The sequence below is a fragment of the Hyphomonas sp. UBA4505 genome (assembly GCF_002388685.1).
Taxonomy (GTDB): Bacteria; Pseudomonadota; Alphaproteobacteria; order Caulobacterales; family Hyphomonadaceae; genus Hyphomonas.
Map to the genome: position 1 here is coordinate 196,263 of NZ_DGMZ01000011.1, position 21,703 is coordinate 217,965.

The following is a 21,703-nucleotide window of genomic DNA, read 5'->3' on the forward strand; positions in this document are numbered from 1 at the left end:
CATGAAATATTTTACGATCAGTGCGGCGCTTGTCCTTGGGGCTTGCGCCGCAAATTCTGCCGGGTGGAGTGCATCCACCTGGAGCGGCCTGCCGGATCGCACCGTGGCGGGGGGCGGCTACAGCTTCTTTGCCTCACCGGCCGAGGGTCAGGGCTTCAAGCTGAAGTTCTCTGTGAAGACTGATGGCACGTTCGGCGTGGCCGAAGCGCCGACGGAAGATGCGCTGGTCGAGGCCGCCACGGCTGCTGCGCCGGAGGGATGCATTTTTCAGTCTCTGCAGCGCTCGCCGGATGGCGGGGCGATAGCTGACTATGACTGCGGTTGAGCCGCGAACCAGGGTTCCAGCAAGCCTAGCGCTTCTTCGATCTGTGCCGTTGACAGCGCAAATGAAAACCGCATGAAGCGAAGACCTTCGACCGGATCGAAATCGACGCCTGGGGCCGTGGCAATGCCAGTATCTTCGAGCAGTTTCAGACAGAAGGCCAAGCTGTCATCGGTGTATTTTGAGATGTCGGCATAGATGTAGAACGCCCCATCCGGGGGCGCGATCTTTTCGAGCCCGAGGTGCGGCAGGGCTTCAAGCATCAATTCGCGATTGCGGCGGTAGACCTCGACATGGCTGTCCAGTTCCTCCGCGCTGTCCATCGCCACGAGGCCAGCATGCTGGGACAGGGATGGCGGCGTCAGAAACAGGTTTCCGACATAGGCGCTGGTCCGCGCGGCCCCATCCTTGGGCGAGACCAGCCAGCCCAGTCGCCAAGCTGGCATGGAGAAGTATTTGGAAAACGAGTTTACGATGTAAGCATCCGGATCAAACTCCAGCATGGATCGGATGTCCGGCCCATAGCTGAGGCCATGATAGATCTCGTCCGAGATGATACGGATGTTTTTTGCCTTGGCCACTGCGGCGATAGCCGCAAGGTCATCCTCGGGAATGATCGTGCCGGTTGGATTGGCGGGACTTGCGATGATGACGCCTGCTGGGGCTGGGTCGATGGAGTCCAGCGCGGCGGCCGTCAGCTGGTAACGCACGTCCGCGCCGCAAGCGATTTCCACGGGGGCGAGATTGAGCGCGCGCAATGTGTTGCGATAGGCCACATAGCCGGGGCGTGCGAGGGCGATCCGGTCGCCCGGATTGAATGCCGTTGAGAGCGCCAGTACGAGCGCGGGCGAGGCCCCGCATGTCAGTGTCACCCGTCCCGGCGTCAGATCGACACCATACTCATCCCTGTAGTGCTGGGAAATACGCTCCTTGAGCGGACGGCTTTCCCAATACCCCATGGGGTCTGTATCCAGTACTTCGTGCGCGCGGGCGATCGCGCCTCTGGGCGCAGGCGTTGAGGGTTGGCCGAACTCCATATGCAGGATGCGGCGGCCCTCGGTCTTCAAATCATGTGCGCGTTTGCTGACCGAAATCGCGCGAAACGGATCAATGTCTTGTCCCATACTATCGGGCGATAGCCGCCGGCAACCAGGTTGCCAAGGCGGGAATTGCGGCAACCAGTCCGATCAACAGAAGCTGAAGCATGATGAAGGGCACCGCACCCTGCCATATCTGCAAGGTCTTGATGCTCGCCGGGGCCGCGCCGCGCAGATAGAACAGGGCAAAGCCAAAGGGCGGCGTCAGGAAGCTGGTTTGCAGGTTCAGCGCCATCAGGATGGCCAACCAGACGGGATCAAAGCCGAGGATGATCAGCGGTGGCGCGACCAGTGGCACGACCACGAAGACGATCTCGATGAAGTCGAGGAAGAATCCGAGGATGAACATGACGATCATGGTCATCACCAGCGCGCCCCATTTGCCACCCGGCATCGAATGCAGGATGTCCGCCACGATGTCGTCGCCACCATAGCCGCGGAAGACGAGACTGAACAGCGACGCGCCGATCAGGATCAGGAACACCATGCTGGTGATCTGCGTCGCGCTTTTGAGGGCGGGTAGAAGCTGGCGCATCCGGCGCAGCACAACGAGACCGGTGGCGACCCCGGCAAAGAAGACGATTGAGGCGAGGATCGTCAGAAGGATGCCAATCTCGTTCGTGCGGCCAATCGTGGCGACGCCGGTGCGCAGATCAAACAGGTTTCGGAGCATAATGATCGCGATGACACTGCCGAGGCCCGCCATGAGCAGCCATGTGATGCGGCGCTCATGATCGTCATCGGCAAGGCGCAGGCCTGCGAGCAGGACGGCACCAGCCACGCCAATGGCGGCGGCTTCGGTGGGTGGGGCCACCCCGCCAAGGATGGCGCCGAGCACGGCCACGATCAACAGGAGCGGCGCGCCGAGCCCGAAAGCAACTTCCTTCGTGGTTAGCGGCGGACTGTCATCATCCTGTACCGGCGGGCAGCGCTCCGGGTGGCGAATGGCGGTCAGTGCGATCCAGCCGAGATAGAGGCCCACCAGCAGGAAGCCCGGAATCAGCGCGCCGGCGAACAGGTCTCCGACCGACACGACAAAAGAACCGGCAGAGCCAGTGGCCTGGCTCGCTTGGCTGGCGGCGTTCGAAATCGCATCGGCCAGCAGGATGAGCACAATGGAAGGCGGGATGATCTGGCCCAGCGTGCCTGAGGCGGCAATCGTGCCGGTGGCGAGACGCGGGTCGTAGCCCTGCCGGATCATGGTGGGCAGGGCAATCAGCGTCATGGTGATGACCGTCGCGCCGACAATGCCTGTGGATGCCGCCAGCAAGGCGCCTACCAGCACCACGGCATAGCCGAGCCCGCCGCGCACCTTCCCCAACAGACGGCTGGCAATATGGAGCAGGTCCTCCGCGACACGCGAGCGCTCCAGGATAACGCCCATCAACACAAAAAGTGGAACCGCGATCAGGGTCTGGTTCTGCATGATCGAGCCGCCCATTATGCGGCTCGGCAGATTGCGCAAGAATGCCTCGTCGAACACGCCAAGACCAATTCCGACCAGAGCGAACAGCAACGCTATGCCGCCAAGCGTCAGCGCGACCTGATACCCTGCCAATAGTGCGAAAATGGCGCAGACGAACATGGAGAGGGCCAGGATGACTTCAAGTTCCATGGACGCCTCCATGGGGCTCTTCCTCGGCCACATCTTCCAGCTTTCCGGTCAGGCGCAGAGCGGCTTTCAGCGCTTCTGACAAGCCCTGAACCAGCATCAGCACGGCAAAGGCTGGCAACAGCGTCTTGAACAGGAAGAGCAGGGGCAAGCCATCGGATTCCCGCGAGCCTTCGAACAGCGCCCAACTGCGGGCAAGGCCTTGTTCAGTCATCGCCAGCAGGCGGATGCAGATGGGGAAGAGGAACAGATATATGCCCGCCAATTCGATCCAGTTGCGCCTGCGCGCGCCAAAGCGGGGCCTGAGAATATCGACCCGCACATGCGCATCGTCTCGAAGAGCTGAGGCCGAGCCGAGCATGAACATGGCGGCGAAGGCATAGATCACGATCTCGTTCAACCAGGTGAATGAGAGGCCAAAGGCATAGCGCAGCAGCACAACCAGCAATTGTGCGCCCACAAGAATGATCGCGCCGGCGATCGCGCCGCCAAGCGCCCAGCCAGAGACCGCATCAATGCGCGCGCTCAACCATTTGGCGATCCGCCCGACTGGGTCTGGCCAGATCGTGACGATCAGTGGCAGCAAGAGCAACGGCGACAGGGCAAGCCCCAGCCATTTCAATGCCCCGCCAAGGGTGAGGAAGATCTCCGGAGACATACCCAGCCCGCCCCCGGCCTATTTGTTCGAATTGCGGGCGGCGTAGTACGGCCCTTCGGACACGTCGGCCCAGCCACGCATCAACTTCAAGCCTGCCTCGAAACTCTCATAGATACGCTTCTCGATCCCATCCCTTCCGGAGGCCGCGCGGACATCCCAGGCGGCTTCGGCCATACGGCTGACGACTTCGTCTGGAAAGCTGCGCATCTGGACGCCATGTTCGCGTTTAAGCAGGTCCAGATGGACCGCATTCTGGTAGGTGAACTCGCCAAGCGATGTGTGATTCACGCTCTCGCAGGCGGCCTTGATGATCTGTTGTTCGCCAAGCGTGAGACCGTCCCAGACGCGGAGGTTCATGCCAACTGCGAGACTTGCGCCCGGTTCGTGGAAACCGGGTCCGTAGTAGTATGGCGCCTCGCGGTGAAAGCCGAGATAATAGTCGTTCCAGGGGCCAACCCATTCCGTCGCGTCGATCGCTCCGGTTTGCAGGGATTGATAGATTTCCCCGCCCGGCAGTGCGACCGAGGAGCCGCCCAGTGCACGCAGGACGTCGCCGCCCTGACCCGGAATGCGCATCTTGAGTCCGACAAGATCATCCAGCGTGTTGATTTCCTTGCGGAACCAGCCGCCCATCTGATGGCCGGTATTTGCGGTCTGGATGGATTTGATTCCGAACTGGGTTGACAATTCATCCCATAATTTCTGGCCGCCGCCGAAATCAATCCAGCCCATAAGTTCCTGTGCGGTCATACCGAAGGGAACAGCGGTGAAAAACGGATAGGCGCTGGACTTGGCCGTCCAGTAGTATTCGGCGCCATGATACATATCGGCCGAGCCATTCGAGACGGCATCGAAGCACTCAAAAGGCGGGACGAGTTCGCCGGCCGCATAGACCTTCACTTCCATCAGGCCTTCGGACATTTGCTGGATGCGCTGGGCAACGCGCTCGGCCGCTTCGCCAAGCCCCGGCAGGCCCTTGGGCCAAGTGGTGACCATGTTGAATCGGCGTCGATTGCGCGCAATAGCCGGCGCAGTGAGATCGGCCGCCTTTTCGGGATTGGCAAAAGCAGCAGCCGCGCCGGCAAGGCCGAGTGCGCCTGCACCCAGCAGGTTGCGTCTATGGATCATCTATCTCCCCATGCCTCCCCGGTCTTGGCCGGGCTAAAGGCTAAACCGTGTCATTCATCGTCGCCCAGCGGACGCCACACGTCGCCATCAAGCACTTCGAGCGGCTTGTAGCGCCGCTTGTAGTCCATCTTCTGGCTGCCCTTCACCCAGTAGCCAAGATACACGTGCGGCAGGCCCAGATCCTGCGCGTGCAAAATGTGATCGAGGATGAGGTAATGGCCGAGTCCCCTCGAGGTCAGCTCCGGATCAAAGAACGTGTAGACCATCGAAAAGCCATCCCGGAGCACATCCGTGATCGAGGCGGCGACCAGAGGCGCGTCCTCTTCCACGCCATCGCGATATTCGAAGATCAGGCTTTGCACCGGGCTGCCGCCAACCATGGCGCTGTAATCCCGATAAGACATGTCGGACATGCCGGCACCATCATGACGGGTTTTCACATAGGATTTCAGCAGCCGGTATTGCTCGCGGCTCGGCTGGGCCTCGACCGGGCGGCGGATCAGAGAGGCATTGCGGTTCAGGGTGCGCCGGTCATTGCGCGACAGTTCGAAATCCCGCGTCGGCACGCGCACGCTGCGACAGGCATTGCAGCGCGGGCAAGCCGGGCGATATGCGATCGTCTGACTGCGCCGAAACCCGGCCTGGCTCAAGGAGTTGTGGACGAGATCTGCTTCCCCGATGGCCAGATTCGTGAACGCTTTCCGCTCTTTCTTGCCCGGCAGATAGGGGCAAGGGCTCGGATTGGTCACGTAGAACCGAAGCGAGCGCTCGAGCCCCGGGGGCAGGATCTGGGAGTCAGTGAACTTCATAAGTGCGACGATACACTTACAAATCGAACCGCCAAGGGGCGAATATGGTAAAGACGACCCAAAGTATGATCACCAACGGCCCGCCGAACTTCATGAAGTCCCCGAACTTGTAGTGCCCGGGACCCATGACCAGCATGTTGGTCTGGTACGCAATCGGCGTCGCGAAGCAGCAATTGGCGCCATAAATAACGGCCAGCAGGAAGGGTAACGGTTCTTCGACCTTCAGCTCCGCGGCGGCTGACAAGGCGATTGGCGAAAACAGGATGGCTGTCGCCGCATTAGACAGGAGATTAGTCAGCAAGGCGACCGCGAGAAAGATCGCCGACAGGACGGCCAGCGTGCCATAGGGCGAAGCCAGATTGACGACCGAATGGGCGATCAGGTCAGCCGCGCCGGTCTTTTCCAGGGCCATGCCCATGGCCAGCGCCGCACCAATCACGAGAAAAATGCGCAGATCGAGTGCCCGGCTGGCTTGGCGTGTGTTCAGGCAGCCCGCGATCAGCATGGCGACGGCGGCCAGAACGGATGCGTGCAGGATCGACACAAAGCCCGTCGCCGCGAGGATCACCATGGAGATGGCAATCACGCGCGCTGCCAGCGCTTTGGTCGTGAGCGGGATTTCGGTTTGGGACCATTCCAGAAGGATCAGATCGCGGCTTGAGCGCAGCTCACGAAACGCTTCGACCGGGCCACACAAAAGCAGCGTATCACCGGATTCCAGCCGGATTTCGCCAAGCTTCGTCCGAATCATTCGGCTGCGGCGCTGGATACCAAGCGTCACGGCGCGGGTCAGGCGGCGAAAGCCGAGCATTTCGACCGTCCGGCCCACCATGCGCGAGCCGGGGGCGATGACGGCCTCGGTGAGGGCCAGCGAGCCGGGGCGCGAGAAATCCTCAAGGTCAGCGCCTGACGCCTGCCAGACCTGCTGCAGGAAATCCGGTTGGCGCGCCAGCACGTTCTGGAGCGCGGCGCGTGTCGCGGCAATGATGACCAGATCTCCAACTTGCAGGCTGATATCCTCATAGGGCGGCAGGATCGCCCGTTCGCCACGCTGGATCATGCGGACGGTCATGTCGGGCAAGTCAGCGAACATGCCTGCGACCGGTTTCTTGCCAAGCAGGAAATGGCCATGTGTCACTTCGATCTGCGCGACGAATTGTTTGCCGGAGGGCTGGACGATGTCATCGGAAAGACCGCGCCGGTTCGGCAACAGGAATTTGGAAAAGATCAGGATGTAAAGCAGGCCGGCGGCCGCAAGGATCAGGCCCATAGGGGTCTGGTCGAAGAAACCGAGTTGCTGGCCGGTGATCCGGTCATAGGATTCGGCCGCCAGCAGGTTTGTCGATGTACCGATCAGCGTGGTCATGCCGGCGAAGATCGACGCAAAGCTAAGCGGCATCATCAGGCGCGACTGCGGCGCGTTCATACGCATGGCGATGGCGGTCATCACGGGCAGGAACATGATGACGATGGGCGTGTTGTTGACGAATGCGCTGGTCACGAAGACCGCAAGGAAGGCCAGAATCAGAGTTGAGACGGGCCGCTTGTCATATCCCGCGAGCAAGGCCTTGGTCGGCCCTTCCAGCGCTCCGGTCTGGAACAGTCCCTGGCCGACCACGAGCAATGCCATGATGGTGATGAGGGCCGGGTTGCCAAAGCCTGACAACAGGTCTGCCGCGCTGATGGCTTCGCCGTCGACCCCGCGTGCACCGGGAATGATGAAAACCAGCAGCAGGGCTGCCATCACGCAAACCGACACGAACTCCATCGACCACCGGTCGAGCATGTAGAACGTGATCGCGGCGCAGACGATGGCGAGGCTCGCCCACATCGGCCAAGTTTGGACGAATTCAGATAGCATTACGGCTCCGGTTCATCAGCACGCCCCGACACGTCGCCAGAACGACTAGCCGTCAGAATGTAGCAATATGCTTATCCGGCGATTGGCTGACAAGTGCGGTTCACCCGGATTGAGAGGTCTGGTGTCGGCCAAACCTGTTACGGCGCGTACACGATCAGTGGAAACGCCTGCCGAGGCGAGGATGCGCCGCGCAGCATTCGCGCGCTCCGAAGAGATGTCCCAATTGGTGCGATTCGCGTCCAGCGAGGGAAATGCGTCCGTGTGGCCCTCAATGGTGATTGGCCCTGCAAGGCCAGAAATGGCCTGGCCAAGCTGAAGGGTCAGCGCTTCGCCCGCTTCGGTCAGGGCGCCGCTTTCGCTGGCAAACAAGGGGCGGGCATCGGTATCAACCAGGTTGAGACGAATGCCGTCTGGTGCCTGAATCAGTTGCAGATTGTTTCCGGCGGCCGCGAGCGACTCGTCTGTTCGCAGCGTCTCGTAAAGGCGAAACGTCTCGGACTGGCGAATTTCCACCAGCGGACCGTTTGCGGCGGCCGTGTCTTTGCCTGTGAAGTAGTCGGCGATCATGCTCCGCGAATCCGGGGAGACGCCACTGACCAGCCAGAGCATAAGGAAAAAGGCCATCAGCGCGGTCAGGAAGTCGGCATAAGCCATCTTCCATGTCCCCATCTTGCGACGGGGCGCAGCGGGCCTTCTGCCCGGAAAGCGTTGCGTATGAGTGGTGGCAATCGCCATGCGCTTCGTGTTCCTTCATTCTGACAGGAACCCGGTTTGTAGCAGGGCTTGGTTTATGGGCGTTGAGAACAAAGGGTGTGATTTCCCTGAAATTCAATCTAATTGGGTCCGCAGGACACACGGAGATCTGGCATGGCGAAAACGGCGTTTCTTGGCTTGGGGGTGATGGGCTTCCATATGGCGGGGCATCTGGCGGCCAAGGGCCATCAAGTGACTGTCTGGAACCGGACAGAGACCAAGAGCCTGGATTGGACCGCCCAGCACAAGGGCGAGGTCGCAAAGGACCCGGCGGCCGCAGCTTTCGGCGCTGAATATGTTTTCCTGTGCCTGGGCGATGATCCGGATGTTCGTGCCGTCTTCGACCAGTTGGAGCCCAGCCTCGGCGCGGGCATGATCGTGGTAGACCATACAACGGCGTCAGCGGATCTTGCGCGCGAACTGGATGAGCGCTGCCGTATGAAGGGCGCGCGCTTTCTGGATGCGCCGATCAGCGGCGGCGAGGCCGGTGCGGTCAATGGCAAGCTGACCATCATGTGTGGCGGCGAAGAGAAGGCATTCAATTCTGCCGAACCGGTGATGGCGGCCTACGGCAAGAATATGACGCTGATCGGTGAGAGTGGCGCGGGCCAGCTGGCCAAATCGGTCAACCAGATATGTATTGCTGGCATCGTCCAGGGCTTGTCGGAGGGCCTGCACTTTGCCGAGAAGGCCGGGCTCGACGCGGAGAAAGTGATCGCAGCGATTAGCGGCGGGGCCGCCCAGAGCTGGCAAATGGAGAACCGCTGGAAAACAATGGTCGAAGGCCACTTCGAACACGGCTTCGCGGTCGATTGGATGCGCAAGGATTTGCGTATCACTTTGGAAGCCGCGCGGGAGAATGGGGCGAGCCTGCCGCTGACGGCGACGGTCGACCAGTATTACGCAGATGTTCAGGCCATGGGTGGCCAGCGCTGGGACACGTCCAGCCTGATCGCACGCTTGAATCGCGGGTAGATAATCATGCGCCTGTTGGAAGTTCACCTGCCGAATGACGAACGCTACGATACCGTAATCCGGGCGGTGAAAGCGGCCGACCCGATCGATTATTATGTTCAGGATACTGAGCGCAAGGATCGCAAGCTGATCTCTGTCTTCATGCGGGAAGGCAGTGGCCAGTCACTGATCGACAATATCCAGACCGCGCTGGATACGTGCGATGATTTCCGGATCACCGTGCTTCCGGTGGAGGCGACTGCGCCAAACATTGAAGAGGCGACGGACCAGAAGGCCGACAAACGGGTTCAGGCGACGCGGGAAGAGATCTATTCCGATGTCTCCACGGGCGCGCGGCTGGACCGGGATTTCATCATCATGGTCGTGCTGTCGACCATTGTGGCGGCGATTGGCCTGAACTCTGACGGCATCGCCGCTGTGATCGGCGCCATGGTGATCGCGCCTCTGTTGGGGCCGGTACTTGGCTTTTCGATGGGCGCTGCGCTGGGCGATTTCAAACTGCTGAAGCGGGCCTCGATCACGCTGGGGTCCGGAATCGCGATCGCGCTTGTCTGTGCATGGCTATTGTCGTTTGTACTCCAGATTGACCTGCAAAGCCGGGAGCTGATGTCACGCGCTGAAGTGCGTCTGGACGGGCTGGCTCTTGCCATGGCGGCTGGTGGTGCGGCGGCCCTGTCCCTGACGCGCGGGCAGGCCTCGGCTTTGGTCGGCGTGATGGTCGCCGCTGCCTTGCTGCCGCCGGGTGCGGCGCTGGGTCTTTTTGTGGGAGCAGGGCACTGGACACTGGCATTGCGGGCAGGCTTGCTCCTGTCTCTGAATGTGGTGGCCCTGGTTCTGGCGGCCTTGATCGTGTTCCGGCTGCGGAAGATCCGGCCGCGTGCCTGGATAGACCAGAAGAATGCCGACCGGGCCGTGTGGATCAATGCGGGACTTTCGATCCTGCTGCTGGCCGCTGCCACCGCATTGATCCTTTGGCTGGACCTTGGCGCTGAGGTGTCGGTCGGCTAGGCTCGTCCGGTCAGGGAGGGGCACATGGCCAAATCGGACAACAAGACCAAGCCGACCCCAGTTTCGCCAGCGGAATTCGTCGCGGCGGTCGAGCATCCCACGCGCCGCGCTGATGGCGAAAAATTGCTGGGCTGGTTCGAGGAAGTCACGGGCTATACACCCCGGATGTGGGGACCGAGCCTGGTGGGGTATGGCCGCTATCATTACAAGTATGACAGCGGTCGCGAAGGCGACATGCTGATCACCGGATTCTCGCCGCGCAAAGCCAATCTCGTCCTGTATATCATGCCGGGATATCGCGATATGAGCGACAAGCTCGCCCGGCTGGGCAAGCACAAGGTCGGCAAGAGCTGTCTTTACATCAACAAGCTCGCTGACGTCGACATGGAGGTTCTGCGCGAGATCGTCGAGGATGGATTCTCTTACATGAAAGAGAATTACGATACGTGGCCGGAATAATCTGGCTGTATCTAACGGGAATGTGATCGGAACTGCCAGCGGGGCGGGTCGTTTAACTTGTGAAAGCAAGATTGGAGATCCCCCTGCATGACCGACCTTCTCAAGACGATCAACCCGGCCACCGGCGAGACGCTGAAGACCTATCCCCGCATGAGTGATGACGAGATGGCGCTCGCTATCGAGCAGTGCCAAGCTGCCTACCAAGACTGGCGCCAGCGCAGTCTCGAAGACCGCGCGAAAGTCATCAAGGCCATCGGCGATGAGTTGCGCAAGCATGTCGATGACTATGCCGAGCTTATGACCAAGGAGATGGGAAAGCTCTATCGCGATGGGCAGGAAGAAGTGAAACTGTGCGCCGGGATTTGCGACTATACTGCTGAGCACGGCCCGAAAGAGCTGGCCAGTGAAGAACGCGATATCATGTCGGGTCGCAAAGGCATTGTGACCTATTCCCCGATTGGCATCGTCTATGGCATCCAGCCATGGAACTTCCCGCTCTATCAGGCGATCCGCTATTCCATCTCCAACCTAATGGCGGGCAACGGTGTTCTGCTGAAGCACGCTGAGACCTGTACGGGCAGTGGATTGATGCTGCGCGATATTTATGAAGCCGCAGGCCTGCCGAAACATCTCTTCACCGTTCTGTTGATCTCGCATGACCAGTCCGATGCCGTGATCGAGAATAACCTTGTACGCGGTGTGACCCTGACCGGCAGTGACGGCGCCGGCCGCGTGGTGGGTGAGAAAGCCGGCAAGGCGTTGAAGAAGACTGTGCTGGAGCTTGGCTCGAACGACGCTTATCTGGTGCTGGAAGATGCCGATGTGGACCTCGCCGTCGAGACATGCGTGAAAGGGCGGCTGTTCAACAATGGCGAGACCTGTGTGAACGCCAAGCGCTTCATTGTGACTGAGGAAGTCTATGATGAGTTCACCGAGAAATTTGTGAAGGCAATGGCGGACATCAAGCTCGGCGACCCGTTTGCCGAAGACAGTGATCTGGGGCCAATGGCCCGCGCTGACCTGCGTGAAACTCTGCATGACCAGGTCAAGGACAGTGTTGAAAAAGGCGCGACCATTCGCTGTGGCGGTGAAATCCCTGACATGCAGGGCGCCTATTATCCCTCGACCGTGTTGACCGATGTGGCGCCGGGCCAGCCCGCCTATGACGACGAATTGTTCGGTCCCGTGGCTTCGGTGATCCGCGCCAAGGATGATGACGATGCGATGCGGATTGCCAATGACAGCCGGTATGGCCTTGGCGGCGGCATTTTCTCGCGCAATGAAGACCGCGCGATTGAGCTGGCCTGTAATCATTTCGACACCGGCATGGTGAGGATCAACGGGTTTGGCATTGCCGCTCCAAACATGCCGTTTGGGGGCGTGAAGGATTCCGGATTTGGCCGGGAACATGGCGGCTTTGGCATGAAGGAATTCGTCAACGTCAAAGCAGTTTTCGTATACTGATCAATGTACTGGCCCGGCACGCCGCCGGGCCATTTGCTGCTCGGCGGGTTTACATATGCCTCAGAAGCCCTAGGTATGGCCTCAGTTCAACGGAGCACCCGTGCGCGCGACGCGGCCTCTGAAATTCCACCCACCACGATTGGAGCGAGACCATGACGCAAGTGAAAACGGGCGATACCGTACACATCCATTACACCGGCACCCTCAATGACGGCACCACATTCGACAGTTCAGAAGGGCGCGAGCCGCTGACATTCGAAGTCGGATCCGGCCAAATCATACCTGGCCTCGACTCTGCCATTCCGGGCATGACCGTTGGCGACAAGAAGACCGTTAATGTTGCGTGTGATGACGCCTATGGTCAGATGAACCCGGCCATGCGCCAGGATGTGCCTCGCGCAGATATTCCGGCGGAGATTCCGCTGGAAGTTGGCTCACGCCTTCAGATGCAGACCCAGGACGGGCAAGTGATCCCTGTGACAGTGGCTGCCGTTGAAGAGGAATCTGTAACGCTGGACGCCAACCATCCATTGGCCGGCGAAGACCTGACCTTCAACATCGAACTGGTAAAGATCGGCGAAGCTGCCTAATTTCTTCCGAGTTTTCGAATTCAAAGCGGCGGGTACCCAGAGTGGGTGTCCGCCGTTTTTCGTTTCAGGCAGCAGGAATGGCCGGCGAGGCGGTGGCCTTCCGGTTGGGTCGATTTGAATTTGGTCAGGTCATCCGTATCAGGATGTGTCGGGAGCAACAGATGAGGTTCCTGAGATGGTGACGGCTTTCGCCTGTGTCACCGCTGCCGCACAGCATTTTGCGAGCGGGACCAGGCCCGTGACGAGATTTTCGGGCAGATCGCTCCAGCGTAACGGGCGCTCCCATGCCGGGATCACCGGCGCGGTGTATTGATAGCGCTGTGGGTTGGGCGCATCCGCCATCGCCGTAATGTAGATGTTGCCGAAGCGGTCAATGCGCAGCAGCACAGTGCGCCCGGTCTCCTCCTGCCAGGCTTCGAGCCGGCGCAGATTCAGCCAGAGCCAGGGCCAGAAGAGTGGCCAGACAAAGGCATAATAGCGGGCGTGACGCGGGTCTGTCATGACGTGCATTATAGGCCGAGCACGGAGGGGTGGGATAAAGTTTTTTGATCGCCAGCAATTTCAAGGGTTTGTGCGGCTGGTTTGGGGGATAGCAGGAGCCTTGGACGGGCACAGGGAATGTCAGAAAACCCCCATCTCGATCCCTGCGCCGAGGGCAGCCCCAAGCTCGCGGCATTTGGCGAGGTCTTCTTCGGGCATCGTCTTTTCCGCGAGGATTTCCGCTTCCGTCTGGGCGTGCGTGCAGATGATCAGGGGTGGTTGGACCTGTTTCAGCCGCCATCCGGTGGCAATGCGGGCCGCCTGACGCGCTGCATTCTCGCCATCCGAACCGGCGCAGATCATCAGGCCATAGGGCCGGCCTTCGATCTCGCCGAGGACGGGATAGTAGCAGCGGTCGAAGAATTCCTTCATTTCGCCCGACAAGGCCGCGAGGTTTTCCGGCGCTGCGAAGAGATAACCCTCAGCGGTCAGCAGGTCTTCTGGGCCGGTGTCTTCCGCCCGCTTCAGCAATGTGTCGGTTTCGTCGCGTGCAGCGCCTGCGGCGGCCTCGGCCATCTGGCGCGTGCCGCCGGTGCGGGAATGATAGATGATGAGAAGCTTGGTCATGCCCCTACATTCCAAGCGTTGGGCTGTGGGGCAAGGGGCATGAGGCCAGGAACAAAGGGGCCGGTGCGGGAGGGGGACCGCACCGGCCAGGTCAAGGCGGCGGGTTAGCCGGCCTTGTGCCATTCAAATTTTGCGAATGGCGCATCCACCGGCGTCTGCGCCAGATGATTGGTGTAGTTCGAGATGGTCTTCTGGGAGACGCCCAGCACGACTTCGAGGATCTGGCGCTGGGTGTAGCCCGCATCGAGAAAAGCCTGCACGGCGGCGTCATCGACATTGCCGCGATTGCGCACGACGCTGAGCGTGAAGGTGCGGAGCGCTTCGAGCTTGTCGCTTGGCAGGGGCGTTTCGTTGCGCAGGGCGTCAGTAATGTCTTGGCTGACACCCATGCTGCCCGCGATGGCGGTGTGGGCCGGGACACAATAGTGGCAGTTATGCTCGACATTGATGGCCTGCCAGACAACGGTCAGCTCATCCTTGTCGAAGCTGGATGCCTGGAACAGATCACCCAGTTCCTTGTAGGCTTTCAGCAGGCCCGGTGCCTCGGCCATGACGGCGTAGAGGTTCGGGACGATGCCCATGCTTTTCTTGGCGCCAGCGAGGATCTCGCGGCTTTCTGCGGGGGCGGTGTCTTCGGTGTGGCGAGTAAATTCGGTCATCCGGGGGGGCTCCTTGCATTGGATGATTGTGTGCCCGTTCGTCGGGGCCCACCTCATCTGGGAGGCCGCGCTGTGAAACCAAGATTTTTTTTGAGCGATCACTCAAATGTGAGCGGAAAGGCGAGACAAGACCGGTTTGCGGCCCTATCTTGAGAACATGACACGTATGCCTGCCTATGATCGTGATGCCGCGCTGGAAGCCGCCATTCGCCTGTTCTGGGCGAAGGGCTATCATGCGACCTCGCTCAAGGATCTCGAAAACGCCCTGAATATGCGGCCGGGTAGCATCTATGCCGCGTTCAAGAGCAAGCAGGCCCTGTTCCTTGCGGCGATGGAGCGGTATTTCGAAAAGATGCAGTCTGGCTTTCGCGCGCATATGACAGGGGCGGCCGCGCCTCTCGCGGGGCTGACCAGCTTCCTGCAGGCCTATGCCGAAGATGCGCCCGGCGCGCGGGTGCATGCTTGCCTGCTGCTCAAGACCCTGCTGGAAGCGACGGCGACGGATTCAGAGATTTCAGGCCCTGCGCGGGACTATCTGAACCGGATGAAGGCTGAGTTTGAAGCGGGATTCAGCGCGGCGAAGGAAGCCGGGGATTTGCCGCACACGGCGGACACAGCCCGGCTGGCCCGGCGTTACCAGGCTGCGCTGACCGCCCTGCAGATTGAATTGCAACGGGGGCTATCCGGCGCTGAGCTGACCGCCTTTGTGGATGATTTGATCGAGCCGTTCGAGCAATTGGCGCGCGAGGCCGCCAGTTGACGGATCACTCGGCCGGGACAGGCGTGAGCGCCTCTTTCCAGTCATCCATGGCGTGACGATTGTCATGGTCCCAGGGATGGAAGCCGGGCTTGAACCAGGACAGCCAGACCTTCCAGCCGCGTCCGAACAGGGCCGGTTTCTTCCAGAGGAATTGCTTCACGGCGCGGTCGGCCTCTTCGCGTGTATAGCCGTCGGCTTCCAGCAGCTTGGCGGAGAAATTGGCGATATTGGCAGTGAAGTGTTTCGTGATCAGCAGCATGGACAGGCTGCGCCGGAAATAGCGTTTCAGCGGTGACCAGCCCTTGGTGACCTCCAGAAAGACATCGTAGGCAACGGCCTTGTGCTCAGTCTCTTCCATCGCATGCCAGCGCCAGAGGCGCTCCAGCGCCGGGTCTGTCTTGCTGAACATCGCCACACCATCGATCTCGGCATCGAACATCAGATCGGCCATCATGGAGGTGAAGTGCTCGAGGCAGATCGTGGCCATCAGCATACGCATCGGTCCGCCGGCGCGGCCGAAATTGACCCGCTCCAGGATCTCCGCCTCAATCTCTGCAACGGGATATTTTTCGCGGTCGATCTTGTTGTTCAGCAGGTGATGCTCGCGCGAATGGATGGCTTCCTGCGTGATGAAATCCTTCACATCCTCGGCCAGCTTGCCCGAAACCTCGCCGCGATAGGCTTTCACCGCATCCATGAACATGCGTTCGCCGTCCGGGAAGGTCAGCGACATGGCATTGTAAACGGCGGTGGCGACGGGGTTGCCGTCCAGCCAGGGGCGGCCATCATCGGCGGCGGACATGTCAAAGCGCAGGTCGCGCGGTTCAATGGTGATGTCTTCGGGGGTGCGTTTGCGCGTCATTGTGTTTACTGCTTTCTGGTACAGAACTGGCAATCGTCTTGTCGCAACAGGTAACACTACTGACAAAAATGTCAATAAAGAAAAAAGAACCCTCGCCCAGAATCCGTCGAACGCCGGAGGAATCGCGCGCCAATATCCTTGCTGCGGCGGAGACGCTGCTGGTCGAACAGGGGCCGCAGACGCTGCGCCTGGCCGATGTGGCAAAGGCGGCGGGCGTGGCGAATGCCACCGTGCTGCATCATTTCGGATCCATCGACGCCGTTCAGCAGGCCCTCATGGAGCGGATGATTGCCGATCTCGTGGACGCGATCATGGCAATCGAAATCCCCGCCGATGCCCCGGCAGAGGCGCGCGCCATAGGCCTGAAGACCTTGTTTGATGCGCTGGAGTCGCGCGGCGCGGCGCGGCTGGCTGCCTGGCTGGAACTGACGGATGAGACCAGCCGCCTGACCGTGGTGCGCGAGGCGGTTCAGGAAGTGGCGCAGAAAAAGATCTCGCAGGGCGGCATCCCCTCAGAGCTTGCCGAGGACATGATCCTGATGAGCGTGACCCTCGCTCTCGGCACCGGCCTGTTCGGCCCGTCCCTCGGCACACTGATCGACAAGCCCCCCGAACGCGCACGGGAGCTGACCCTGCAGATGCTGATGAGCTATTTCGAAAAGCTGGCGGGGTAAAGAGGTGAGCACTCATGCTGAGCGAAGTCGAAGCACGAGCGCGGGCGGGCAGACAACAAGGTGGACTACGATTGCAGGTCGTTCGGTTCTCGCATTTTCAGGAAGCTCTCCGAATCCAGCGCTTCGGGTAGGGCCAGTATGTAAACGACCTTATCTTTCACCGCGCCTTCTGCGTGCAGGGTTCGGGCCGGTACGATGACTTTGTCGCCTGCCACGACGGTTGTGCGGACACCTGTCCCCGCGTCCAGGAAGTCTGTTTCCCCCTCCATGATGTAGGCGTGCACTTCTTCGGAATGCCAATGTGGGTCCAACCCAGCCGATGGTGGAGACACGAAGGTTGTGGGCCAGGTTCCATTTCGTTGCACGTCTTCCATGACCTCGGAAAGCGACGAAAAGAACTGATGGTGAAATTTCACTGACATACGAAGCGCTCCTAGCATTGAGGCGCAAAGTATGGATCGTGCAGTTATCGAGATAAACCTAGCCAGTTGCATCATATTCATGCAGGAATTGCATCATGCAGATCACGGCGCTTCAAACCTTTGTCGATGTGATGAAGCTTGGCAGTTTCGCCAATGCGGCCCGCTACCGAGATGTCGACCCATCATCAGTGTCCCGCGCGATTGCCGGACTGGAAGAAGAGTTGGGATTTCGACTATTTCAGCGAAGTCGGCGAAAGCTGGCACCGACGGAAGCTGGTCAGAGCTATTTTGAGCAGATAAGAAACCTTATCGAAGATCTCGATCACGCGCGGCAGAAAGCGCAGGATCTGGCGACAGAGCCACAGGGCCTGCTGCGGATCACGGCCTGTACGTCGCTGGGGCAGCGCGTAATCGCGCCGCTTCTCAAGAAGTTCATGGACCGGTATCCGGCGCTGTCACTCGAACTGGTATTGACTGATTCACAAGTCGATCTCGTCGCCGATCAGATCGATCTCGGGATTCGGTTCGGTCCCGAACCGGACGGCGAGATGTGCGCTACCAAACTGGTTCCGCGAAAATTTCAAATCTGTGCGAGCCCGTCTTATATCCAGCGCAATGGCGGGCTGCTTCACCCAAGAGATTTGTCAGAGCGTGAGTGTGTCCTGTTTCCGCTCCCCGGATATCGCACGCACTGGCTGTTTCGTGACGACGCAGGCGAAGCTTTTGAAGTTCCGGTCAATGGACGGCTACTCGTCTCGCATGGTCTGACGATGACCCAATGCGCTCTGGCCGGGTTGGGGCCAACATTGCTACCAGATTGGCTCTGCAAGCCGGAGCTGGAAGCTGGTGATCTGGTAGACCTGTTTCCCGATTTCGAGTGCGCCGCAAATCAATTCGGAACGGCAGCCTGGATGGTTCATCCGTCAAGGCGCTATGTACCTCACAAAGTGGAGGCCTTCATGCAGTTCCTGCGTGAAGAAATCTGACGCGGCAACTTGCATTGAAAATTCGTTGCGTACCGTGACTGCTCTGAGCAGGTGCTGCCGGACAGCGGTAGGTACGGGCTTGATCATCCGAGCTTTACCGCCGCCTCTTCAGCAAAATAGGTGATCACGCCGCTCGCGCCCGCGCGTTTGAAGCACATGAGCGACTCCATCATGACGCGATCTCCGTCGATCCAGCCATTCTGGGCGGCGGCCTTTATCTGGGCGTATTCGCCGGAGACCTGGTAGGCGATGGTCGGCACACCGAAAGTGGAGCTGACGCGTTGCACAATGTCCAGATACGGAAGGCCGGGCTTGACCATGACCATGTCGGCGCCTTCGGCAAGATCGAGCGCGACCTCGCGCAGGGCTTCATCGGAATTGGCCGGATCTTGCTGATAGGTTTTCTTGTCGCCCTTCAGCGCGGCGGCCGAGCCGATGGCGTCGCGATAGGGGCCGTAGAATCCGCTGGCATATTTGGCGGCATAGGCGAGGATCATCTGGTTGGTGAAGCCTTCTTCCTCGAATGCCGAACGAATCGCGCCGATGCGGCCATCCATCATGTCCGACGGGGCGACGATATCGGCGCCCGCGCCGATATGGACCAGCGCCTGCTGGACCAGTTTATCCGTAGTCGCATCATTCGGGATGGTGCCGTCTTCGTCCAGCAGGCCGTCATGCCCGTGGCTGGTATAGGCGTCGAGCGCCACATCCGTGATCAGGCCGACTTCGGGCGCAGCATCCTTCATCGCCTTCAGGGCGCGCGGCACGAGCCCGTCCGGGTCCAGCGCGCCGGAGCCGGTCTCGTCCTTGCCGTCTGCGCCAATATAGGGAAACAGCGCGATGGCCGGAATGCCAAGCTCTCGCGCGCGAATGGCGGCCTTGGCGGCGTCCTTGACGCTCAGCCGATCAATGCCGGGCAAGGAGCCGACGGGCATGCGATCTTCGCCATCATGGACGAAGACGGCCCAGATCAAATCAGCGGGCGTCAGCACGTTTTCGCCAGCGAGCGAACGGATCCATGGGGCCTGGCGCAAGCGGCGCATGCGGGTGGCGGGGAAGGCTTGGGGGAATTGGGTCATGTGAGCCTCATTGGTCCAAAATCCGGATGGCTACAACCAGCCAATTTTACGCACCATGAAACAGCGTTTGGAAACGTCGAGTTCTTCGGCCTGGATACGTTCCAGTTCCAGCATCCACTCGGCCATATCACTGCGTCTGATCTCGCGAAAGCCATGCTTGGCGTAGAACGGCGCGTTCCAGGGCAGGTCGCGGAAAGTGGACAGCGCAACGCGGCGCAGCTTGCGACGCTTCGCTTCGTCGATCACACGGGTCAGCAGAGCCGCGCCAATGCCGCGCTGGCCCTGATCCGGATGGACGCTGATCTGGTCAAGATAGAGCATGCCGCCGCGCAGGGAGACCAGCGCGAATCCTACCGGCGCGCCGGTGTCCAGCCGCGCGGTGAACAGGTCGCCATTCTCTGCAGCGCTGGCAAGGATGTCGATGGGTACATGGTCTTTCAGGGCTTCTGCGGACAATAGGCCGGTTGGAGCAAACAGGGCGCTGGCGGCGCGGTCCACTTCGGCCAACACGCCGACTTCTGACGCGTCCGCATCATCGATTCCATAGCGTGTGCTGGCGTGTTGCATTGACATTGCGCGCTGCCCATTCAATTCCCGTGGAAACCTCTTACGCCAAAAAACGGGGAATTAACAATGAGTGCTTTGTTTTCCGACGAACAATTGATGATCCGGGACATGGCCCGCAAATTTGCCGAGGCGCAATTGCTGCCGCATTCGGAAGCATGGGACCGAGACAGCCACTTCCCGGTCGATGTTATCAAGCAGGCGGCCGAGCTTGGCTTTGCGGGCATTTATGTCTCTGAAGAAGTTGGCGGCAGCGCTCTGACGCGCACCGATGCGGCCATGATCTTCGAGCAGTTGTCCTATGGGGATGTCTCTACGGCGGCATTCATTTCCATTCACAATATGGCCAGTTGGATGATCGACACGTTCGGATCGGACGCGCAGCGCCAGGCGTGGGTGCCGCGGCTGACGCGTATGGAGTTGATCGCATCATATTGCCTGACCGAACCCGGTGCGGGATCGGATGCTGCCAGCCTGAAGACGCGCGCAGTGAAGGATGGCGATGATTATGTCATCTCCGGCACGAAACAATTCATCTCCGGCGCGGGCACGTCTGACGTTTACGTCTTGATGGCGCGCACTTCCGACGACGGCGCCAAGGGCGTGTCGGCCTTCATTATCGAGAAGGACACGCCGGGGCTGAGCTTTGGGGCGAATGAGCGCAAGATGGGCTGGAAGAGCCAGCCCACGCGGCAGGTGATGCTGGACGGCGTTCGCGTGCCGGCGGCAAACCGAATTGGCGAGGAAGGTCACGGCTTCCGATTTGCGATGGCAGGGCTGGATGGCGGGCGGCTGAATATTGCGGCGTGTGCCCTCGGCGGTGCGCAACTCGCGCTCGACAAGGCGGTGGCCTACGCGAAAGAGCGCGAACAGTTCGGCAAGGCGATTGCGACCTTCCAGAACACGGCGTTCAAGCTGGCGGATATGGAAACCGAGCTTCAGGCCGCAAGGGTCATGCTGTACGAGGCGGCCGGACGACTGGACGGCAAGTCGCCGGACGCGACGCGTTGGTGCGCGATGGCCAAGCGCTTTGTCACGGATACGGCGTTCAAGGTTGCGAACGACGCCCTGCAGATACACGGCGGATACGGCTACCTCGCCGATTATGGTGTTGAACGGATCGTGCGCGATTTGCGCGTGCACCAGATTCTGGAGGGTACGAACGAGATCATGCGCGTCATCATCTCGCGGGACATGCTCAAGGATTAGGCCTTTCGGGCAATTTCTCAAACATTACCGATATTTATAGCGTTTTCGCGGGTGCGGGGAAGGTTTTCATGCCGTCCGTATCTGGACAAGCGGCGGTGGCTGCGCTGTTCTTTCATTCTGGTAGAGTGCAAGAGAAGGAGGACTGGCGATGCGTATGGTCCGTAAGCTGTCGATTGTGGCCGGATTCGCTGTGCTGGGCGCGTGCGCCAGTGCGCCGCCCAATCTGAATGACAATCAAATCGTCCGGGGTGAGCGCGTCGGCGAGGTCGAGTTGGGTATGAGCCTGATCGAGCTGTTCGCCGTGATGGGCACGCCGCGCCACACAACGCCGATCGAAGGCACGCGGGCAACGACTTACACCTATGATGGACTCATCATCGCAGCGGATGAAAATGTCTATTGGATCATCGCGCGTGACCCGCGGTATCGCACGGATATCGGTGTGGGGACCGGCGCGGAGCAGATCCTGGCGCGTGGGGCCTATGGCAAGCCGAAATGCGTGGTCACCAAGGGCGATGAGACGCTGTACGACTATAGCGACATCTATTTCGGCGTCGACAACAAGAGCGGCAAGGTCACCAAGGTCGGCATCATGCGCGATACCCAGACTTGTGACGGGTAAGGTGGCACACTGAGCCCTGACGG

General features: G+C 60.2%; 25 protein-coding genes. 11 read left to right on the plus strand and 14 right to left on the minus strand.

Annotated elements, in window-relative coordinates:
• The first annotated feature begins 1 nt into the window (after nt 1).
• Nucleotides 2-325 carry a hypothetical protein gene (locus tag B3527_RS08170; protein ID WP_290478997.1) on the plus strand — a complete coding sequence of 108 codons (324 nt, stop codon included), beginning with the start codon at nt 2-4 and terminating at the stop codon, nt 323-325.
• Here B3527_RS08170 and B3527_RS08175 read toward each other — a convergent pair.
• From B3527_RS08175 to B3527_RS08205, 7 genes are read right to left on the minus strand one after another with little or no spacing between them, the layout of a single operon-like run.
• Nucleotides 310-1,446 carry a pyridoxal phosphate-dependent aminotransferase gene (locus B3527_RS08175; RefSeq protein WP_290478996.1) on the minus strand — a complete coding sequence of 379 codons (1,137 nt, stop codon included), beginning with the start codon at nt 1,444-1,446 and terminating at the stop codon, nt 310-312. The genes B3527_RS08170 and B3527_RS08175 overlap by 16 nt on opposite strands.
• 1 nt (nt 1,447) lies before the next feature.
• Nucleotides 1,448-3,034, minus strand: coding sequence for a TRAP transporter large permease (locus B3527_RS08180; RefSeq protein ID WP_290480783.1), 1,587 nt, complete (start codon nt 3,032-3,034; stop codon nt 1,448-1,450).
• A complete protein-coding gene (locus B3527_RS08185; RefSeq protein WP_290478994.1) occupies nt 3,024-3,689 on the minus strand; it encodes a TRAP transporter small permease subunit in 666 nt (221 codons plus the stop codon). Before B3527_RS08185 ends, B3527_RS08180 begins: the two co-directional genes overlap by 11 nt.
• 18 nt (nt 3,690-3,707) lie before the next feature.
• Nucleotides 3,708-4,817, minus strand: coding sequence for a TRAP transporter substrate-binding protein (locus B3527_RS08190; protein WP_290478993.1), 1,110 nt, complete (start codon nt 4,815-4,817; stop codon nt 3,708-3,710).
• A 50-nt stretch (nt 4,818-4,867) separates the two neighbouring features.
• A complete protein-coding gene (locus B3527_RS08195) occupies nt 4,868-5,626 on the minus strand; it encodes an arginyltransferase (RefSeq protein ID WP_206992646.1) in 759 nt (252 codons plus the stop codon).
• A gap of 16 nt (nt 5,627-5,642) precedes the next feature.
• Nucleotides 5,643-7,487 carry an SLC13 family permease gene (locus B3527_RS08200; protein ID WP_290478992.1) on the minus strand — a complete coding sequence of 615 codons (1,845 nt, stop codon included), beginning with the start codon at nt 7,485-7,487 and terminating at the stop codon, nt 5,643-5,645.
• A 45-nt stretch (nt 7,488-7,532) separates the two neighbouring features.
• Complete coding sequence (locus B3527_RS08205) at nt 7,533-8,222, minus strand: flagellar motor protein MotB (protein ID WP_290478991.1); 690 nt, start codon at nt 8,220-8,222, stop codon at nt 7,533-7,535.
• Nucleotides 8,223-8,354: 132 nt separating this feature from the next.
• Between B3527_RS08205 and B3527_RS08210 the strand changes: the two genes are divergently transcribed.
• From B3527_RS08210 to B3527_RS08230, 5 genes are all read left to right on the plus strand, one after another.
• Nucleotides 8,355-9,215 carry an NAD(P)-dependent oxidoreductase gene (locus B3527_RS08210; protein ID WP_290478990.1) on the plus strand — a complete coding sequence of 287 codons (861 nt, stop codon included), beginning with the start codon at nt 8,355-8,357 and terminating at the stop codon, nt 9,213-9,215.
• Nucleotides 9,216-9,221: 6 nt separating this feature from the next.
• On the plus strand, nt 9,222-10,223 hold the full coding sequence (locus tag B3527_RS08215; protein WP_206992649.1) for a TIGR00341 family protein: 1,002 nt from the start codon (nt 9,222-9,224) through the stop codon (nt 10,221-10,223).
• A 24-nt stretch (nt 10,224-10,247) separates the two neighbouring features.
• Nucleotides 10,248-10,682, plus strand: a complete 435-nt coding sequence (locus tag B3527_RS08220; RefSeq protein ID WP_290478989.1) for a DUF1801 domain-containing protein — start codon at nt 10,248-10,250, stop codon at nt 10,680-10,682.
• 87 nt (nt 10,683-10,769) lie between these two features.
• A complete protein-coding gene (locus B3527_RS08225) occupies nt 10,770-12,146 on the plus strand; it encodes an NAD-dependent succinate-semialdehyde dehydrogenase (RefSeq protein ID WP_290478988.1) in 1,377 nt (458 codons plus the stop codon).
• A 152-nt stretch (nt 12,147-12,298) separates the two neighbouring features.
• Nucleotides 12,299-12,736: an FKBP-type peptidyl-prolyl cis-trans isomerase gene (locus B3527_RS08230; protein WP_034813971.1), complete on the plus strand. Its 438-nt coding sequence runs from the start codon at nt 12,299-12,301 to the stop codon at nt 12,734-12,736.
• A 138-nt stretch (nt 12,737-12,874) separates the two neighbouring features.
• Here the strand turns inward: B3527_RS08230 and B3527_RS08235 are convergent, their stop codons facing one another.
• From B3527_RS08235 to B3527_RS08245, 3 genes are all read right to left on the minus strand, one after another.
• Nucleotides 12,875-13,237, minus strand: coding sequence for a hypothetical protein (locus tag B3527_RS08235; protein WP_290478987.1), 363 nt, complete (start codon nt 13,235-13,237; stop codon nt 12,875-12,877).
• Between the two features lie 120 nt (nt 13,238-13,357).
• On the minus strand, nt 13,358-13,843 hold the full coding sequence (locus tag B3527_RS08240; RefSeq protein ID WP_206992653.1) for a flavodoxin family protein: 486 nt from the start codon (nt 13,841-13,843) through the stop codon (nt 13,358-13,360).
• Nucleotides 13,844-13,947: 104 nt separating this feature from the next.
• Nucleotides 13,948-14,502: a carboxymuconolactone decarboxylase family protein gene (locus tag B3527_RS08245; protein ID WP_206992654.1), complete on the minus strand. Its 555-nt coding sequence runs from the start codon at nt 14,500-14,502 to the stop codon at nt 13,948-13,950.
• Between the two features lie 157 nt (nt 14,503-14,659).
• Here B3527_RS08245 and B3527_RS08250 point away from each other — a divergent pair, with 157 nt between their 5' ends.
• Nucleotides 14,660-15,262, plus strand: coding sequence for a TetR/AcrR family transcriptional regulator (locus tag B3527_RS08250; protein WP_290478986.1), 603 nt, complete (start codon nt 14,660-14,662; stop codon nt 15,260-15,262).
• A gap of 4 nt (nt 15,263-15,266) precedes the next feature.
• Here B3527_RS08250 and B3527_RS08255 read toward each other — a convergent pair whose 3' ends face one another.
• Nucleotides 15,267-16,124: a metal-dependent hydrolase gene (locus tag B3527_RS08255; RefSeq protein ID WP_290478985.1), complete on the minus strand. Its 858-nt coding sequence runs from the start codon at nt 16,122-16,124 to the stop codon at nt 15,267-15,269.
• 68 nt (nt 16,125-16,192) lie between these two features.
• Between B3527_RS08255 and B3527_RS08260 the strand changes: the two genes are divergently transcribed.
• Nucleotides 16,193-16,798 (plus strand): TetR/AcrR family transcriptional regulator, encoded by a 606-nt coding sequence (locus B3527_RS08260; RefSeq protein ID WP_290478984.1) that lies wholly within the window; start codon nt 16,193-16,195, stop codon nt 16,796-16,798.
• Nucleotides 16,799-16,863: 65 nt separating this feature from the next.
• On the opposite strand, the gene B3527_RS08265 is transcribed toward B3527_RS08260, so the two are convergent.
• Nucleotides 16,864-17,220, minus strand: coding sequence for a cupin domain-containing protein (locus tag B3527_RS08265; protein WP_206992658.1), 357 nt, complete (start codon nt 17,218-17,220; stop codon nt 16,864-16,866).
• Between the two features lie 95 nt (nt 17,221-17,315).
• On the opposite strand from B3527_RS08265, the gene B3527_RS08270 reads away from it, so the two are divergent.
• The gene (locus tag B3527_RS08270; protein ID WP_290478983.1) at nt 17,316-18,206 is read left to right on the plus strand and encodes a LysR family transcriptional regulator; all 891 of its coding nucleotides are present in this window, start codon (nt 17,316-17,318) and stop codon (nt 18,204-18,206) included.
• 83 nt (nt 18,207-18,289) lie between these two features.
• On the opposite strand, the gene hemB is transcribed toward B3527_RS08270, so the two are convergent.
• Both hemB and B3527_RS08280 read right to left on the minus strand, forming a co-directional pair.
• Nucleotides 18,290-19,285 carry a porphobilinogen synthase gene (gene hemB / locus B3527_RS08275; RefSeq protein WP_290478982.1) on the minus strand — a complete coding sequence of 332 codons (996 nt, stop codon included), beginning with the start codon at nt 19,283-19,285 and terminating at the stop codon, nt 18,290-18,292.
• A gap of 30 nt (nt 19,286-19,315) precedes the next feature.
• Nucleotides 19,316-19,858 (minus strand): GNAT family N-acetyltransferase, encoded by a 543-nt coding sequence (locus B3527_RS08280; protein WP_290478981.1) that lies wholly within the window; start codon nt 19,856-19,858, stop codon nt 19,316-19,318.
• Between the two features lie 60 nt (nt 19,859-19,918).
• Here B3527_RS08280 and B3527_RS08285 point away from each other — a divergent pair, with 60 nt between their 5' ends.
• Nucleotides 19,919-21,058, plus strand: coding sequence for an acyl-CoA dehydrogenase family protein (locus tag B3527_RS08285; protein ID WP_034813961.1), 1,140 nt, complete (start codon nt 19,919-19,921; stop codon nt 21,056-21,058).
• A 148-nt stretch (nt 21,059-21,206) separates the two neighbouring features.
• Nucleotides 21,207-21,680, plus strand: coding sequence for a hypothetical protein (locus B3527_RS08290; RefSeq protein WP_206992662.1), 474 nt, complete (start codon nt 21,207-21,209; stop codon nt 21,678-21,680).
• Nucleotides 21,681-21,703 lie beyond the last annotated feature (23 nt).

Bases quoted from the DNA above. Each gene is read 5' to 3' on its own strand.
- B3527_RS08170 (WP_290478997.1), top strand. From the start codon at position 2: ATGAAATATTTTACGATCAGTGCGGCGCTTGTCCTTGGGGCTTGCGCC.
- B3527_RS08175 (WP_290478996.1), bottom strand. From the start codon at position 1,446: ATGGGACAAGACATTGATCCGTTTCGCGCGATTTCGGTCAGCAAACGC.
- B3527_RS08180 (WP_290480783.1), bottom strand. From the start codon at position 3,034: ATGGAACTTGAAGTCATCCTGGCCCTCTCCATGTTCGTCTGCGCCATT.
- B3527_RS08185 (WP_290478994.1), bottom strand. From the start codon at position 3,689: ATGTCTCCGGAGATCTTCCTCACCCTTGGCGGGGCATTGAAATGGCTG.
- B3527_RS08190 (WP_290478993.1), bottom strand. From the start codon at position 4,817: ATGATCCATAGACGCAACCTGCTGGGTGCAGGCGCACTCGGCCTTGCC.
- B3527_RS08195 (WP_206992646.1), bottom strand. From the start codon at position 5,626: ATGAAGTTCACTGACTCCCAGATCCTGCCCCCGGGGCTCGAGCGCTCG.
- B3527_RS08200 (WP_290478992.1), bottom strand. From the start codon at position 7,487: ATGCTATCTGAATTCGTCCAAACTTGGCCGATGTGGGCGAGCCTCGCC.
- B3527_RS08205 (WP_290478991.1), bottom strand. From the start codon at position 8,222: ATGGCGATTGCCACCACTCATACGCAACGCTTTCCGGGCAGAAGGCCC.
- B3527_RS08210 (WP_290478990.1), top strand. From the start codon at position 8,355: ATGGCGAAAACGGCGTTTCTTGGCTTGGGGGTGATGGGCTTCCATATG.
- B3527_RS08215 (WP_206992649.1), top strand. From the start codon at position 9,222: ATGCGCCTGTTGGAAGTTCACCTGCCGAATGACGAACGCTACGATACC.
- B3527_RS08220 (WP_290478989.1), top strand. From the start codon at position 10,248: ATGGCCAAATCGGACAACAAGACCAAGCCGACCCCAGTTTCGCCAGCG.
- B3527_RS08225 (WP_290478988.1), top strand. From the start codon at position 10,770: ATGACCGACCTTCTCAAGACGATCAACCCGGCCACCGGCGAGACGCTG.
- B3527_RS08230 (WP_034813971.1), top strand. From the start codon at position 12,299: ATGACGCAAGTGAAAACGGGCGATACCGTACACATCCATTACACCGGC.
- B3527_RS08235 (WP_290478987.1), bottom strand. From the start codon at position 13,237: ATGACAGACCCGCGTCACGCCCGCTATTATGCCTTTGTCTGGCCACTC.
- B3527_RS08240 (WP_206992653.1), bottom strand. From the start codon at position 13,843: ATGACCAAGCTTCTCATCATCTATCATTCCCGCACCGGCGGCACGCGC.
- B3527_RS08245 (WP_206992654.1), bottom strand. From the start codon at position 14,502: ATGACCGAATTTACTCGCCACACCGAAGACACCGCCCCCGCAGAAAGC.
- B3527_RS08250 (WP_290478986.1), top strand. From the start codon at position 14,660: ATGACACGTATGCCTGCCTATGATCGTGATGCCGCGCTGGAAGCCGCC.
- B3527_RS08255 (WP_290478985.1), bottom strand. From the start codon at position 16,124: ATGACGCGCAAACGCACCCCCGAAGACATCACCATTGAACCGCGCGAC.
- B3527_RS08260 (WP_290478984.1), top strand. From the start codon at position 16,193: ATGTCAATAAAGAAAAAAGAACCCTCGCCCAGAATCCGTCGAACGCCG.
- B3527_RS08265 (WP_206992658.1), bottom strand. From the start codon at position 17,220: ATGTCAGTGAAATTTCACCATCAGTTCTTTTCGTCGCTTTCCGAGGTC.
- B3527_RS08270 (WP_290478983.1), top strand. From the start codon at position 17,316: ATGCAGATCACGGCGCTTCAAACCTTTGTCGATGTGATGAAGCTTGGC.
- hemB (WP_290478982.1), bottom strand. From the start codon at position 19,285: ATGACCCAATTCCCCCAAGCCTTCCCCGCCACCCGCATGCGCCGCTTG.
- B3527_RS08280 (WP_290478981.1), bottom strand. From the start codon at position 19,858: ATGTCAATGCAACACGCCAGCACACGCTATGGAATCGATGATGCGGAC.
- B3527_RS08285 (WP_034813961.1), top strand. From the start codon at position 19,919: ATGAGTGCTTTGTTTTCCGACGAACAATTGATGATCCGGGACATGGCC.
- B3527_RS08290 (WP_206992662.1), top strand. From the start codon at position 21,207: ATGCGTATGGTCCGTAAGCTGTCGATTGTGGCCGGATTCGCTGTGCTG.